This window comes from Streptomyces sp. SAT1 (assembly GCF_001654495.1).
Lineage (GTDB): Bacteria > Actinomycetota > Actinomycetes > Streptomycetales > Streptomycetaceae > Streptomyces > Streptomyces andamanensis.
Genome location: NZ_CP015849.1, coordinates 6,122,424 through 6,137,964, shown reverse-complemented (window position 1 = coordinate 6,137,964; position 15,541 = coordinate 6,122,424). Strand labels below are relative to the sequence as shown.

Annotated in this window: 12 protein-coding genes; 4 read left to right on the top strand and 8 right to left on the bottom strand. The window is 73.6% G+C overall.

Translation table 11 applies throughout. The features are described from left to right. Positions 1–22: 22 nt before the first annotated feature. Entirely contained in the window at positions 23–988 is a 966-nt protein-coding gene (locus A8713_RS26275; protein ID WP_064536028.1) for a hypothetical protein, read from the bottom strand. Between the two features lie 138 nt (positions 989–1,126). Here A8713_RS26275 and A8713_RS26270 point away from each other — a divergent pair, with 138 nt between their 5' ends. Both A8713_RS26270 and A8713_RS26265 read left to right on the top strand, forming a co-directional pair. Then, positions 1,127–2,191, top strand: coding sequence for a lipoate--protein ligase family protein (locus A8713_RS26270; protein WP_064536026.1), 1,065 nt, complete (start codon positions 1,127–1,129; stop codon positions 2,189–2,191). A 205-nt stretch (positions 2,192–2,396) separates the two neighbouring features. Continuing rightward, positions 2,397–3,116 carry a hypothetical protein gene (locus A8713_RS26265; RefSeq protein ID WP_064536024.1) on the top strand — a complete coding sequence of 240 codons (720 nt, stop codon included), beginning with the start codon at positions 2,397–2,399 and terminating at the stop codon, positions 3,114–3,116. 22 nt (positions 3,117–3,138) lie between these two features. Here A8713_RS26265 and A8713_RS26260 read toward each other — a convergent pair whose 3' ends face one another. From A8713_RS26260 to A8713_RS26230, 7 genes are all read right to left on the bottom strand, one after another. Further along, positions 3,139–4,704: an NCS1 family nucleobase:cation symporter-1 gene (locus tag A8713_RS26260; RefSeq protein ID WP_064536022.1), complete on the bottom strand. Its 1,566-nt coding sequence runs from the start codon at positions 4,702–4,704 to the stop codon at positions 3,139–3,141. Positions 4,705–4,733: 29 nt separating this feature from the next. Beyond that, positions 4,734–5,756, bottom strand: a complete 1,023-nt coding sequence (locus A8713_RS26255; protein ID WP_064536020.1) for a TIGR03842 family LLM class F420-dependent oxidoreductase — start codon at positions 5,754–5,756, stop codon at positions 4,734–4,736. Between the two features lie 11 nt (positions 5,757–5,767). Then, on the bottom strand, positions 5,768–7,168 hold the full coding sequence (gene hydA, locus A8713_RS26250; RefSeq protein WP_064536018.1) for a dihydropyrimidinase: 1,401 nt from the start codon (positions 7,166–7,168) through the stop codon (positions 5,768–5,770). Positions 7,169–7,216: 48 nt separating this feature from the next. Further along, the gene (locus A8713_RS26245) at positions 7,217–8,059 is read right to left on the bottom strand and encodes a nitrilase-related carbon-nitrogen hydrolase (RefSeq protein ID WP_064536016.1); all 843 of its coding nucleotides are present in this window, start codon (positions 8,057–8,059) and stop codon (positions 7,217–7,219) included. 169 nt (positions 8,060–8,228) lie between these two features. Beyond that, complete coding sequence (locus tag A8713_RS26240; RefSeq protein WP_237305455.1) at positions 8,229–10,109, bottom strand: PucR family transcriptional regulator; 1,881 nt, start codon at positions 10,107–10,109, stop codon at positions 8,229–8,231. A gap of 79 nt (positions 10,110–10,188) precedes the next feature. Continuing rightward, the gene (locus A8713_RS26235; RefSeq protein ID WP_064536014.1) at positions 10,189–11,472 is read right to left on the bottom strand and encodes an aspartate aminotransferase family protein; all 1,284 of its coding nucleotides are present in this window, start codon (positions 11,470–11,472) and stop codon (positions 10,189–10,191) included. Positions 11,473–11,702: 230 nt separating this feature from the next. Beyond that, entirely contained in the window at positions 11,703–11,954 is a 252-nt protein-coding gene (locus A8713_RS26230; RefSeq protein WP_064536012.1) for a helix-turn-helix domain-containing protein, read from the bottom strand. 52 nt (positions 11,955–12,006) lie between these two features. Here A8713_RS26230 and map point away from each other — a divergent pair, with 52 nt between their 5' ends. Continuing rightward, a complete protein-coding gene (gene map, locus A8713_RS26225; RefSeq protein ID WP_064536011.1) occupies positions 12,007–12,774 on the top strand; it encodes a type I methionyl aminopeptidase in 768 nt (255 codons plus the stop codon). A gap of 138 nt (positions 12,775–12,912) precedes the next feature. Further along, positions 12,913–15,480 (top strand): ATP-dependent Clp protease ATP-binding subunit, encoded by a 2,568-nt coding sequence (locus A8713_RS26220; protein ID WP_064536008.1) that lies wholly within the window; start codon positions 12,913–12,915, stop codon positions 15,478–15,480. Positions 15,481–15,541: the final 61 nt, after the last annotated feature.

Here is a 15,541-nt window from a genome sequence, read left to right as displayed (position 1 = left end):
AGCACAGTTGTGGATTGAACGTTCAGGGTGTTCCGGTGGCCAGGACGTGCCCGGCGGTGCGGACGGCGGCCCGCTCGCGGGCGCGGTGCCGGTCCAGTTCGGCGCGGTGGCCGGCGATCACGCGTTCCTGGGCGCGTACGTCCAGGGCGCGCACCGTGCCGAGGTAGCCGGTGCGCTGTTTGCAGCGGGCGTCGGCGACGGCCGTGCGCTTCTCGGTCTCGGTGGGCAGGTCCGCCTCGCCGCGCCCGCCGGAGAGCCGGAGCCGCAGTTCTTCCTCGCGGCGGTCGTCGCCGCGCTGGGCGTCGGCGGGGGTGGCGTAGTGATAGCCGGCGCCGCGCATGCAGGCCGACCAGGTCCGGTCGGCCCGCCGCCAGGCCGGGTCCCGCTCGGCGCTGCGGCGGCTCTCGCCCCGCAGGACCGACACCGGGTCGGGTTCGGTGCGGGGGCCGGTGCCGCGGATCCGCCGCTCGGCCTGGCCCAGGCAGCCCCCGTCGGGGACCGGCCTCTCGTGCGCGCGGGCGGGCCCGCCGTCCGCCGAACTGCCGGTGAGGGCCACGTACTCGGGCATCGTCCAGGTCTTCGCGCGGGCGTGGGCGCGGTACGCGGCGAGGGCGCCGCGGTAGCCGTGGGCGGCGGCGTCCTCGGGGTCCTGGACCCCGTAGCGGTGGGCGTCGTCGCTGACGGCCACCAGGGTGAGGACCGTCCCGGAGGCGTCGGCGGGGCGCTGCGGCCAGCCCGGCGGGTGGTACGGGTCCACGTCGGCGAGGCTGTCGAAGCCGAGGCGGCGCATGCACTGCGCGGCGAGCGTCCAGCGGGCGGCGGTGACCGTGTCCTGCTCGGCGTCTGTCAGCTCGAAGGCGTCCAGCGGCTGGGCGTCCCGGCCGCCCGCCGTGGAGCCGCCCGGGGGCCAGGTCCCGGGCCGGTCGCCGCACAGGGTGAGGCCGAGGCCCGCGGCGAGGAGCAGGACGAGAGGGAGGGCTCTGCGCATCCGCTCAGCCGATCAGGGCGGCACGGCAGGGGGCTGTGACGGAAGCCATAGTTCCGGGTCACAGGGGTATCACAGCGGGCGGGAACACCGGGGCCGTGCCGGGCGTTGGTCCCTGCGGCAGCAAGGGAGGCCCGGGAAGTGCACGGTGAGTACAAGGTGCCCGGCGGCAAGCTCGTCGTCGTGGACGTGGAGTCCGAGGACGGCGTGCTGCGGCGGGTGCGCGTGGCGGGAGATTTCTTCCTGGAGCCGGACGAGGCGCTCGACGCGGTGAACGGCGCGCTGGAGGGCGCACCGGCGGACACCGACGCGGCGGGCCTGGCCGCCCGGATCGACGCCGCGCTGCCCGCGGGCACGGTCATGTACGGGCTGACCTCGGAGGGCGTCGGCATCGCGGTGCGCCGGGCGCTGGCCCACGCCACCGACTGGACCGACTACGACTGGCAGCTGATCCACGAGGGCCCGCAGGCACCCGCGCTGCACATGGCGCTGGACGAGGTGCTGACCGCCGAGGTCGCGGCCGGGCGGCGGCCCCCGACACTGCGGGTGTGGGAGTGGGGCGCCCCCGCGGTGATCATCGGCAGCTTCCAGTCGCTGCGCAACGAGGTGGACGCCGAGGGCGCCGCGCGGCACGGCATCGAGGTGGTGCGGCGGATCTCCGGCGGCGGCGCGATGTTCGTCGAGCCCGGCAACACCATCACCTACTCCCTCTCGGTGCCCGAGGCGCTGGTGCAGGGGCTCTCCTTCCAGGACAGCTACGCCTACCTCGACGACTGGGTGCTCGGCGCCCTGGGCGACATGGGCATCCGCGCCTGGTACCAGCCGCTGAACGACATCGCCACCGACCAGGGCAAGATCGCGGGCGCCGCGCAGAAGCGGATCGTCGGGCCGGGCGGCGGGCCCGGTGCGGTGCTGCACCACGTGACCATGTCGTACGACATCGACGCCGACAAGATGCTCGACGTGCTGCGGATCGGGCGGGAGAAGCTGTCCGACAAGGGCACGCGGAGCGCGAAGAAGCGGGTGGATCCGCTGCGGCGGCAGACCGGTCTGGCGCGCGAGGCCGTCATCGAGCGGATGATCGAGTCCTTCGACGGGCGGTACGGCCTGACGGCGGGCAAGGTCACCGACGAGGAGCTGGCCCGCGCCCAGGAGCTGGCACGCACGAAGTTCGGCGGGCCCGAGTGGACGGCGCGTGTGCCGTGACACGCACGGCGCGCGTGCCGTGACGCGCTGACCGGACGGCCTGTCCCGGTTGCCCTCCGGGAGGCCGCCGGTGCCGGACTCAGTGATCGGGCGGGCACGGAGCGAGTTGGCACTTCCGCCGCACAGGCGGGCGTGTGACACTGTCGTCCCGTCCACCATCCGGACGGCCCCCGCATCGTCCGTCCCCCCACACGAGAAGTGTGCCGTGCGTGAACTCCCCCTGCCGCTCGCGCTGTCCGCGCGACTGGCCCCGGTCGTCGTCCTCGCCTGTGCCGGCTGGGCGCTGACGTCCGGCCCGCTGGCTTCCCCGTCCGACGGCGGGCCCGAGGCGGGCGGAGCGGGGGCCGGCACCGCCGGCACCCGGTCGGCCTCCTCGTCCGGTGCGCCCGGACCCTCCTCCGCGCCGTCCTCGTCCGCCGGTGCCGCCGTCTACACGACGGCTCCCGCGCCGTGCACCGCGGTCTCGGCGAAGACCGTCGGGGCCCTGGTGCCGGGGGCGAAGACGGCGGGCAAGGAGATCGCCTCGACGGACAGGAACGTCCGCCGCACCTGCTCCTGGAACGCGCTCAAGGGCTACGACTACCGCTGGCTGGACGTGTCCTTCGAGGTGATGCGGTCCCAGGAGGCGGCGACCACCGCCTATCAGCAGCGGACCGGTGAGAAGAGCGGCGGCGGCGCGGTGCCCGGCCTCGGCGACGCCGCGTACTCCGTCGTGAACCTCACCACCGAGGACAAGCAGCAGACCCGGGAGGGCGTGGTCCTGGTGCGGGCCGCCAACGCGCTGGTGGTCGTGACGTACAACGGCAGCGACTTCGAGTCGAAGAAGGCCCCCGACACCGATGTGATCAACAAGGGCGCCATCAAGGCGGCCAAGGAGGCGGTGGCCGCGCTGCTGGGCAGCCGGTCCCAGGGGGCTGAGGACTGACCGCCCGGCCGTGCGCCGTCTCTCACGGGGCCTCCCGTGCCTCCCGCGCCTTCCGCACCTCCTGTCCGGCGGTCCGGCCGGGCAGTCCGGGCAGGGTCAGCAGCAGGTAGAGCGCGGCCGAGGTGCCGAGGCCCACCGCCCAGCCGTAGTTGGCCAGCGGCCGCAGCGCCGGGACGGGCCGGCCGTCGACGAGCGGATGGAAGTCGGCGCCGCCGACGGCCAGCACGCCGCCCACCGCGAAGGCGGTGACCGCCCGCCAGTTCCAGCCGCCCGCGTACCAGTAGCGTCCGCCCGCGCGGTACAGGTCGGCCAGCGCCAGGCGGCAGCGGCGCACCACCCAGTAGTCGGCGACGAGGATGCCCGCCACCGTGCCGAGCAGCCCGCCGACCAGGCCCAGCCAGGTGAAGATGTAGCCCTGCGGGTCGGCGTACAGCTTCCACGGGCAGATCGCCACCGCGAGCACGGCCGTGATCAGGGCGCCGGTGCGGAAACTCACCTTGCGCGGCGCCACGTTGGAGAAGTCGAACGCCGGGGAGACCAGGTTGGCGGCGATGTTCACCGAGAGCGTCGCCACCAGCACGGTCACCAGCGCGTACAGCAGTCCGGCCACGTTGTCCGTCTTCGCCGCCAACTGCACCGGGTCCCAGACCGGTTCGCCGTACACCGCCTGGGAACCGGAGGTGACCAGCACCGACAGGAACGCGAACAGCGTCATGGTGGTGGGCAGTCCGAGGGCCTGTCCCCAGGTCTGCGCCCGCTGGCTCCTGCCGTAGCGGGTGAAGTCCGGGATGTTCAGGGACAGCGTCGACCAGAAGCCGATCATGCCCATCAGGGAGGGGGCGAACAGCTTCCAGAAGTCCGCTCCCCAGCCCAGCTTCGAGGGCTGGTCGAAGAGCGGGCCGAAGCCGCCGGCCTCGACGCTCATCCACCACAGCATCACGAACGCGCCGACCAGGACGAACGGCGCCGCCCAGTTCTCGAACCGGCGGATGGTGTCCATGCCCCGGTGGATGATCGCCACCTGGATCGCCCAGAACACCGCGAACGACAGCCACATCGTCCAGGCGTACCCGCCCACCCGGGAGGCGTCCGTCCAGCCGTCGCCGATCAGCTTCCCGGCCAGCAGGTAGATCGCCTCGCCGCCGATCCAGGTCTGGATGCCGAACCAGCCGCAGGCCACCAACGCCCGTACCACGGCGGGCAGGTTGGCGCCGCGCACGCCGAAGGAGGCACGTGCGAACACCGGGAACGGGATGCCGTAGCGCGGTCCGGCATGGCCGGTGAGCAGCATCGGCACCAGCACGATCAGATTGGCCGCGGCGATGGTGAACACCGCCTGCTTCCAGTCCATGCCGACGGCGATCAGCCCGGAGGCGAGGGTCCAGGAGGCCGTGTTGTGGGCCATGCCGACCCACAGGGCGGAGAAGTTGTAGGTGGTCCAGGTGCGTCCCGCCACCGGGACCGGGAGCAGGTCGGCGTTGGCGTAGGGGCCGGTGGGCGGTGCGGTGCCGGGGGCGAGTTCCACCCGCCCGTCGGGCAGGGTGACCTGGGTGGACGGCGGTATGCCCGGGGACGCGGTGTCGGTCATGGGGTGCTCCCGGTCGGCAGGAGTGCGGGCTATCTGGGGTCGACGGCGGGGATGACCTCGCGGCCGTACGCGTCGATCACGGCTTCGCGCGCGTCGTGCATGGCGTACAGGGCGAACTGGTCGACGCCCAGGTCGCGCAGCGCGTTCAGCTTCTCGATGTGCCGTTCGGCCGGTCCGACGACGCAGAACCGGTCGACGATCTCGTCGGGCACGAACTCGGTGTCCGGGTTGCCGCTGCGCCCGTGGTGGGCGTAGTCGTAGCCCTGGCGGGCCTTGATGTAGTCGGTGAGGGCCTCGGGCACGGCGGCGGAGTGCTCGCCGTAGCGGGCGACCAGGTCGGCGACGTGGTTGCCGACCATCCCGCCGAACCACCGGCACTGGTCGCGGGCGTGGGCGAGCGCGGCGGGCGAGTCGTCGTCGGTGACGTAGGCGGGGGCGGCCACGCAGATCCGCACCTCGGCCGGATCGCGTCCGGCGGCGGCCGCGGCGTCCTTGACCGCCTTGACCATGTACTCGGTGAGATAGAGGTCGGAGAGCTGGAGGATGAAGCCGTCGGCCTCCTCGCCGGTCATCTTCAGCGCCTTGGGCCCGTACGCGGCCATCCAGACGGGCACCTCGGCGCCCGGACGGATCCAGGGGAACCGGACGACCGTGCCGCTGAGGTCGGCCTCCTCTCCCCTGCCGAGTGCCCGGATGACCTTCATGGCCTCGCTGATCCGGGCCAGGGTGTTGGGCTTGCGGCCGGCCACGCGCATCGCGGAGTCGCCGCGTCCGATGCCGCAGACCGTGCGGTTGCCGAACATGTCGTTGAGGGTGGCGAAGGTGGAGGCGGTCACCTCCCAGGTGCGGGTGGACGGGTTGGTGACCATCGGTCCGACGGTCAGGTGCCGGGTCCGCGCCAGGATCTGGCTGTAGATGACGAACGGTTCCTGCCAGAGCACGGCGGAGTCGAAGGTCCAGCCGTAGCGGAAGCCGTTCTCCTCGGCGCGCCGCATCAGGTCGATGACACGGGAGGCCGGCGGGTCGGTCTGGAGGACGAGTCCGAAGTCCATGGGCACCGCTCCTAGTCGAGGTACTGGCAGGTGGAGCGCGGGGTGTAGACGCCGTGGCCGGCGTGTCCGGTGTACGCGCGCTCGGTGATGACGGGCTCGCCGCGCGACAGGACGGTCTCCACCCGGCCGGTGACGCGCCGGCCCTCGTACGCCGAGTAGTCGACGTTCATGTGGTGGGTGCGCGCGGAGACGACCTGTTCGGCGTGCGGGTCGTAGATGACGACGTCGGCGTCGGCGCCGGGCGCGAGGGTGCCCTTCTTCGGGTACAGGCCGAACATCCGGGCCGGGGCGGCGCAGGCGATGTCGATCCAGCGGCGGCGCGTGAGACGGCCGTCGACGACGGCCTGGTGGAGCAGGTCCATGCGGTTCTCCACGCCCGGCAGTCCGTTGGGGATCCGGGAGAAGTCGCCGCGGCCCAGCTCCTTCTGGCCGCTGAAGCAGAACGGGCAGTGGTCGGTGGAGACCACCTGGAGGTCGTCGGAGCGCAGCCCGCGCCACAGGGCGGCCTGGTGGTCCCGGGGCCGCAGCGGGGTGCTGCACACGTACTTGGCACCCTCGAAGTCCGGCTCGGCGAGGTTGTCGGTGGACAGGAACAGGTACTGCGGGCAGGTCTCGCCGAAGACGGGCAGCCCCTCGTCGCGGGCCCGGGTCAGCTCGGCGACCGCCTCGCGCGCCGAGACGTGCACGACGTACAGCGGCGCGCCCGCCACCTGGGCCAGCCGGATCGCGCGGTGGGTGGCCTCGGCCTCCAGCAGCGCCTTGCGGACCTCGCCGTGGAAGCGCGGGTCGCTCTCGCCGCGGGCGAGGGCCTGTTCGGCCAGGACGTCGATGGCGATGCCGTTCTCGGCGTGCATCATGATCAGCCCGCCGTTGTCCGCGGCCCGCTGCATGGCGCGCAGGATCTGCCCGTCGTCGCTGTAGAAGACGCCGGGGTAGGCCATGAACTGCTTGAAGGAGGTCACCCCCTCCTCCACCAGCAGGTCCATCTCCTTGAGCGTCTCCTCGCGCACATCGGAGACGATCATGTGGAAGCCGTAGTCGATGGCGCAGTTGCCCTCGGCCTTGGCGTGCCAGGCGTCCAGTCCCTCGCGCAGGGTGCCGCCCTTGGTCTGGATCGCGAAGTCCACGACGGTGGTGGTGCCGCCCCAGGCGGCGGCCCGGGTACCGGTCTCGAAGGTGTCGGAGGCGTAGGTGCCGCCGAAGGGCATCTCCATGTGGGTGTGGGCGTCGACGCCGCCCGGGATGACGTACTTGCCGGTGGCGTCGAGGGTCCGTTCGGCGGTGAACGCCTCGGCGGCCGGGGTGCCGGTGGCGGCGAGCGCGGCGATGCGGCCGTCCTCGATCAGGACGTCGGCGTGGATCTCGTCGGCGGCGGTGACGACGAGGCCGCCGCGGATGACGGTACGGCTCATGCTCCCTCTCCTTCCGGTCGTGCGGGCACGGCGGGTCCGGGGTGCCGGTCAGGGGGCGGTCAGCGGCGTGTACGCGCCCGGCGCCCGGTCGCGGTAGAACTGCCAGCGGTCGCGGACCTCGCGCAGCTTGGCCAGGTCCAGGTCGCGCACGACGAGTTCGGACTCCTTGTCGCTCGCCACCTCGCCGACGAACTGGGCCTCGGGGTCGACGAAGTAGGAGGTGCCGTAGAAGTCGTCGTCGCCCAGTTCCTCGATGCCGACGCGGTTGATCGCGCCGACGAAGTACTCGTTGGCGACGGCGGCGGCGGGCTGCTCCAGCTGCCACAGGTAGCCGGACAGGCCGCGCGAGGTGGCCGAGGGGTTGAAGACGATCTCGGCGCCGGACAGGCCCAGCGCCCGCCAGCCCTCGGGGAAGTGCCGGTCGTAGCAGATGTAGACGCCGACCTTGCCGACGGCGGTGTCGAAGACGGGCCAGCCGCTGTTGCCGGGGCGGAAGTAGAACTTCTCCCAGAAGCCGTGCACCTGCGGGATGTGGGTCTTGCGGTACTTGCCGAGGTAGCTGCCGTCGGCGTCGAGCACGGCCGCGGTGTTGTAGAGGACGCCGGGCTGCTCCTCCTCGTACATCGGCAGGACGAGGACCAGGTTCAGTTCGCGGGCGAGTTCCTGGAAGCGCCGGACGGTGGGGCCGTCGGGGATCCGCTCGGCGTACTCGTAGAACGCGGGGTCCTGCACCTGGCAGAAGTACGGGCCGTAGAACAGCTCCTGGAAGCACAGGATCTGGGCGCCCTGGGCGGCCGCGTCGCGGGCCGCCTGTTCGTGCGCCCTGATCATGGACTCCTTGTCGCCGGTCCAGGCGGCCTGGAAGAGGGCGGCACGGATCACTCGGCTCATCGGGACCTCCGCTGCTCGGTCGGTGTGGGGTGAGCGTAGGGAGGCGGCGGGCCCGGTTTTGAGGTGCACGGTGTCACGTCCGCGCGGGCGGGGCGTGCCACCGTGTCACCCTGGCGCCGTCCCATGTCCCACCGCCGTTTCCCCTGGTCGTCGCGGGATGCGCTGCCGTTCAGCGCTGCTGCGCATCATGCGCGAGGAGCGCGATGTGCACGGACGCGGCCTGCTCGAAGTCGTCGAGGTCCACCCCGAGGCGGCCCTGTATGGCTTCCAGACGGCGGTACAGGGCGGGCCGCGAGACATGGTGCAGCCGGGCGGTGCGGGACTTGTTGCGGCCGGTGGCGAGGTAGGTGCGCAGGACGTCCAGCAGGTCGTGGGCGGTGCCCGTGGCGGTGGCCTCGCACAGGAGTCCGTCCAGTTCCCGTTCGGCGAAGGACTGGACCCGCGGGTCGTCGCGCAGCAGCCGCATCAGGCCGCGCAGATGGACGTCGCCGAGCCGGACGACGGCCGGCAGGTCACGCGCCGTGGCGGAGTCCGCCACCGCGTCCGCCACATGCCGGGCCTCGCGCAGTCCGGCGGGCACCTCGTCCCAGTCGGTCCGGGCGGCCGCCGCTGCGACCACGGCCCGCACCCGGCCGGACGTCCCGCCCGCCCGCGCCCGCGCCGCGCCGGGGTCCGGCCCGTGGCCCGGCGGGGGCGGTGCGCCGGTGCCGGTGTCCGGTCCGGCCACCGGTCCCGGCCTGGCCGCCTCCCGGTGCAGACGGGCCGCGAAGTGGGCGGTGAGGGCGTCGGCGTCCTGGTCGCGGGGCAGGCTGAGGAGGATCGCGGTGAGGCCGTCGGACAGCTCGGCGACGAGTCCGGGCAGGCCCAGCAGGCGCAGCAGCCGGTCGAGGCCGGCCGGTTCGGCGCCGCGCGCCACCAGGGGCACGAAGGTGCGCCGGTTGACGGGCAGTCCGGCCGCCCGCGCCCGGGGCAGCAGCTGCCGTGCCGGTACGGCCTCGCCGACCAGGTCGGTCAGCAGGCTCTGCGCGGACTGCTCCTCCCAGGTGCCGCCGCCGTGGCCGCCGAGCATGCGGTGCAGGACCAGGGCCTCGGCGGCACGGTCGGCCAGCAGCCGCCCGGTGGCGGCGTCGCCGCGGTGGCCGCAGAGCACCAGCCGGCCCCAGATCTCCCCGCGCCCGCCGAGCCCGGCGCGGATCCAGCCGTCGCCCTCGCTGCCGCCTGCCTGCCGGGCGATCCGCTCCCAGTCGCGCAGCACGTCGTCGACCGCGGAGCGCTCCCCGGCCGTGGCGAGCACCCGGTGGGCGAGGTTGGTGACGACGACGGGGCAGGCGCTGTGCCGGGCGATCTCGTCGAGCAGCGCCTGGAGCGGGGCGCCCGCGGTGATCAGCGCGGTGAGCGCGGTGCGCACCGCCTCCGAGAGGCTGACCGAGGCGAACTTCTGCCGCACCAGCCGGGACTGCACCTCCTCGGTCAGCTCGGCGAACGGGAAGGGCCGGTGCAGGACCACCAGCGGCAGCCCGCACCGCTCGGCGGCGCGGCGCATCACGTCGGGCGGCGCGGGGAAGGCCCGGCCGAGGCCGAGGACCACGGCGGCGGCGTCCGCCCGGTGCAGCGAGCGGATGTACTCGGCCTGCTTCTCCTCGTCCCCGGCGAGCAGCACCCCGGTGGTGAGGACCATCTCGCCGCCGCTGAGCATCACGCCGACGTCCGCCGCCTCGGCGACGTGCACCCAGCGCACCGGCCGGTCGAGCCGGTCCGCGCCCGCCACCACCTCCGGCTCCCCGGCGAGGACCCGTTCCAGGGTGAGGACCTGGCGCACGGACAGGGCGGTCTCCGGCGCCGTCCGGGGGACCGGTCCCGGGCGGTCGCGGGCGGTCAGGGATCCGGCGTGGGCTGCCGGGGATCCGGCGTGGGCCGCCGGGAGACCGTCGTGGGCGGTCAGGGGTCCGGCGTGAGCTGCCGGGGGACCGTCGTGGGCTGCCGGGGGACCGCCGTGAGCTGCCGGGGGCCCGCCGTGGGCGGTCAGGGGTCCGTCGGGGGCGGCGGTCATGGGCGACACTCCCCTCTTTCTCGTCCTTCTCGCGGCGCTCCTCCCCCGGCCGGGTCCCGCCCGGGGGCCGCGTGTGCGTTCAGTACGCCGCGCGCAGCGCGTCCTCCAGCAGGGCGGCGCCCTCCTCGGCCTCCGCGACGGTCAGCGACAGCGGCGGGGCGATGCGCAGGGCGCTGGTGGCGTGGCCGCCGCCCTTGCCGATGAGCAGGCCGCGCTCGCGGGCCGCCTCCAGCACGGCGGCGGCCGCCCGCGGGTCGGCCTCGTCGGTGCCGGGCCTGACCAGTTCGACGCCGATCATGAGTCCGCGGCCGCGCACCTCGCGTACGCCGGGCAGCCGGGCGGCGACGGCCCGCAGCCGCTCGATGAGCAGGCCGCCGACCCGGCGCGCGTTGCCCTGGAGGTCGTGTTCGACCAGGTGGTTGAGGTTGGCGAGGCCCGCGGCCATGGTGATCTGGGTGCCGCCGAAGGTGGAGATGCTGTTGGCGTCCAGGCAGTTCATGATCTCGGCTCGGGCGACGACCCCGCCGATGGACATGCCGTTGCCGATGCCCTTGGCGAAGGTGACGATGTCCGGCGGTCCGCTGCGGCCGTGCGCCTGCCAGCCCCAGAAGTGGTCGCCGGTGCGGCCCCAGCCGGTCTGCACCTCGTCGGCGATCCACAGGACGCCGTGCTCCGCGAGGACCTCGCGGAAGGCCGCGTACAGGCCGTCGGGCGGGGAGGTGAAGCCGCCGACGCCCTGGATCGGTTCGGCGATGAGCGCGGCGGGCGGCCGGGTGTGGCCGAGGAGGTCCCTGAGGTCCTCGACGCAGGCCGCGACGAAGCCGGCGTCGTCCAGGTGGGCGAAGGGTCCGCGGGTGCGGACGCCGCCGTGGACGTAGAGCGTCTGGAGCGGGGAGAGGGAGCTGGGCGACCAGGAGCGGTTGCCGGTGACGCCGATCGCGCTGAAGGAGCGGCCGTGGTAGCTGTTGCGCATGGCCAGGACCGTGTTGCTGCGCCGGAGGGCGGTGGCCAGCAGCAGCGCGGTGTCGTTGGCCTCGGTGCCCGAGGTGGTGAAGAACACCCGGGCGTCCGGGATGCCGCTCAACTGGGCGATGCGTTCGGCCAGTTCGACCATCGGCCGGTTGAGGTAGAGGGTCGAGGAGTGCACGATCCTGGCGGCCTGCTCGCTCACCGCCTTGGTGACCTCGGGCAGCGCGTGGGCGGTCATGGTGGTCAGGATCCCGCCGAAGAAGTCCAGGTAGCGGCGGCCCGCCGCGTCCCAGACGTACCGGCCCTCGCCGTGGGTGATCTCCAGCGGGTCCTCGTAGTAGAGGGAGAGCCAGTCGGGCAGGACGGCCCGGTGACGGTCGTAGAGGTCGTTCACGGCGTCCCTCCTCGTACGCCCGGCCCGCGCGGGCCGGGGAGGCGATCGGGTCACTGCGCGGCGGACATGGCGCGGGAGAGTCCTCTACGCCCGTAGAACAGGCCCGGGGGCACGAACGTAAGCCTCCTGGCGCCCCTTGCCAAGACCATCGTCGTGAACCCGCGGAGTCGATCGTGTTTCACACTCCGCCGGGTGAGTCCGCGGCCTCTGCCGGGCCCGGCAGGGCGTGCTCACACCTGGACGGGCACGCACCGGCCCACCAGTTCGTCCATGGACAGGCCCAGGGCGTGCGCCAGGGCGGCGACCGTGAAGAATGCCGGGGTCGGCGCCCGGCCGGTCTCGATCTTGCGCAGGGTCTCCGCCGAGATGCCCGCGCTCGCCGCGACCTCGGCCATGCTGCGGCTCCCGCGCGCCTCGCGCAGCAACCGCCCGAGACGCTCGCCGCGCTCGTGCTCTTCCGGAGTGAGAGGGGTGCGCACCATGACGCCATCCTAGCGCGTCGACCGGTATTGAAATACCGGTATAGTAATTGGCATGGTGGAACTGAAGACAGACACATCGATCGACGCCATGCACGAGACCGGCCAGGTCGTCGCGCGCGGACTCACCGCCGCCCGCGAGGCCGCCGCGGTGGGGGTCTCCCTGCTGGAGCTGAACGAGGTCGCGCACGACGTGCTGCGCGAGGCCGGGGCGACCTCGCCCTTCCTCGGCTACCGGCCCTCCTTCGCCCCGACCCCCTTCCCGGCGGTGCTCTGCGTCTCGGTGAACGACGCGATCGTGCACGGCGTCCCGACCCGCTACCGGCTGCGCGACGGCGACCTGGTCTCCCTGGACTTCGGCGCCCACCTGGGCGGCTGGGCGGGCGACTCCGCGCTCAGCTTCACCGTCGGCCGGGCGCGTCCCGCCGACGCCCGGCTGATCGAGACCGCCGAGCGGGCCCTGGCAGCCGGCATCGGCGCTGCCGTCGTCGGCAACCGCGTCGGGGACATCGCCCACGCCATCGGAACGGTGTGCCGTACGGCGGGCTACGGCATCCCGCAGGACTTCGGCGGCCACGGCGTGGGCCGCCACATGCACGAGGACCCCGGCGTCCCCAACGAGGGCCGCCCCGGCCGCGGCATGCCGCTGCGCCACGGCATGGTCCTCGCCATCGAGCCCATGCTGATCGGCGGCGGCACCGACGGGTACCACCCGGCTCCCGACGGCTGGACCCTGTGCACGGACGACGGCTCCCGCGCCGCCCACGTCGAGCACACGGTCGCGATCACCGATGACGGCCCGCGCATCCTCACCCAGCGGTAGCCCGGCACCTCGGCAGCCGCGCCCGCCCCCGCCCCCGCGCTCGACGTGCCCGGACAAATGGGACGTGTCATCGTGGCATGACCGCATCTCATCCGGTTACCCGGCGAAAGCCACCCGTCAGCGAAGGAACGGAAAGCGATGACCAGCGGCTTCGTCGGCCCGGAGGGCGAGGGCGACCCCTTCGGCGAATTCTTCGCCCGGTTCTTCGGCGGCACCCGCCCCGGGCCCCGGCACGTCGACATCGGCAGGCTCCTCAGCCGACCCGCCCGCGAACTCGTCAAGGGCGCGGCCCAGTACGCCGCCGACCACGGCAGCCGGGACCTGGACACCGAGCACCTGCTGCGCGCGGCGCTCGCCACCGAACCCACCCGCTCCCTGCTCAGCAGGTCGGGCGCGGACCCGGACTCGCTCGCCACCCAGATCGACGAGCGGTCCGGGCCCGTGCAGAACCCACCGGGCGACGCCTCCCCGCCCCCCGCGCTGTCCCTCACCCCGGCCGTCAAGCGGGCCCTGCTGGACGCGCACGACATGGCACGGGCCGGCGGCGCCGGCTACATCGGCCCGGAGCACGTGCTCAGCGCGCTGGCCGCCAATCCCGACTCGGCGGCCGGGCACATCCTGAACGCGGCCCGCTTCGCCGCCTCCGGTCTGCCGCCCGAGCAGCCGGACACCGCGGCGGCCCCGGGCGCCGAGCGGCAGCGCCCCACCGGCACGCCCACCCTGGACAAGTACGGGCGCGATCTCACCGAGCTGGCCCGGCAGGGCCGTGTCGACCCGGTGATCGGACGGGACCAGGAGATCGAGCAGACCGTCGAGGTGCTGTCCCGGCGCGGGAAGAACAACCCCGTGCTGATCGGCGACGCGGGCGTCGGCAAGACGGCCATCGTCGAGGGGCTCGCCCAGCGCATCGCCGACGGCGACGTGCCCGACATCCTGCTCGGCCGCCGGGTGGTGGCCCTGGACCTGACGGGCGTGGTCGCCGGCACCCGCTACCGCGGCGACTTCGAGGAGCGCCTGAACACCATCGTCACCGAGATCCGCACCCACTCCGACCAGCTGATCGTCTTCATCGACGAACTGCACACCGTGGTCGGCGCGGGCGGCGGCGGCGAAGGCGGCTCGCTGGACGCGGGCAACATCCTCAAGCCCGCCCTGGCCCGCGGCGAGCTGCACATCGTGGGCGCCACCACCCTGGAGGAGTACCGGCGCATCGAGAAGGACGCGGCGCTGGCCCGCCGCTTCCAGCCCATCCTGGTCCCGGAGCCGACCCCGGCGGACGCCATCGAGATCCTGCGCGGGCTGCGCGACCGCTACGAGGCCCACCACCAGGTCCGCTACACCGACGAGGCCCTGGTGGCGGCCGTGGAGCTGTCCGACCGCTATCTGACCGACCGGCGGCTGCCGGACAAGGCCATCGACCTGATCGACCAGGCGGGCGCGCGGGTACGGCTGCGGGCCCGCACCAAGGGCACGGACGTACGGGCCCTGGAGCGCGAGGCGGAGCAGCTCGCCTGCGACAAGGACCAGGCCGTCGCGGACGAGCAGTACGAGCGGGCCACCGAGCTGCGCGACCGCATCGGGGAGCTGAAGCGGCGCATCGCCGAGGCGGGCGGCGGCGAGGAGGCCGACGAGGGCCAGCACCTGGAGGTGACCGCCGAGGCAGTCGCCGAGGTGGTGTCCCGGCAGACCGGCATCCCGGTCAGCAGCCTCACCCAGGAGGAGAAGGAACGCCTGCTCGGCCTGGAGGAGCATCTGCACCGGCGGGTGGTCGGCCAGGACGAGGCGGTCGCCGTGGTCTCCGAGGCCGTACTGCGCTCCCGTGCCGGGCTCGCCAGCCCCGACCGGCCGATCGGCAGCTTCCTGTTCCTCGGCCCGACCGGCGTCGGCAAGACCGAGCTGGCCCGCGCGCTGGCCGAGGCGCTGTTCGGCAGCGAGGACCGCATGGTCCGCCTCGACATGAGCGAGTACCAGGAACGGCACACCGTCAGCCGCCTGGTGGGCGCCCCGCCCGGCTACGTCGGCCACGAGGAGGCCGGGCAGCTCACCGAGGTGGTGCGCCGTCACCCGTACTCGCTGCTGCTGCTCGACGAGGTGGAGAAGGCGCACCCGGACGTCTTCAACATCCTGCTCCAGGTGCTCGACGACGGGCGGCTGACCGACTCCCAGGGCCGCACGGTGGACTTCACCAACACCGTCATCGTGATGACCAGCAACCTCGGTTCGGAGGCCATCACCCGGCGCGGCGCGGGGATCGGGTTCGGCGCGGGCGGTGCGGAGGCCGACGAGGAGGCGCGGCGCGAGCAGATCCTGCGCCCGCTGCGCGAGCACTTCCGGCCCGAGTTCCTGAACCGCATCGACGAGATCGTCGTCTTCCGGCAGCTCAGCGCCGAGCAGTTGCGGCAGATCACCGATCTGCTGCTGGAGCGCACCCGGCGGCTGCTGCACGCCCAGGGCGTGGCCGTGGAGTTCACCGACGCGGCCGTCGAGTGGCTGGCGCGGCGCGGTTACCAGCCGGAGTACGGGGCGCGGCCGCTGCGCCGCACCATCCAGCGCGAGGTCGACAACCGGCTGTCCCGGCTGCTGCTGGACGGGCGGCTCGGCGAGGGCAGCCGGGTCACGGTGGACGTCGAGGACGACCGCCTCGCCTTCCGCACCGAGGGCCGGGAGGCCGGGGACCGGGAGACGGCCGCCGCTCCGGCCGAGTGACGGTGCCCGGCGCCCGCCGAGCGACGGCGCCCGGCACGCACGCAGGGGCCCCGGACGGTGA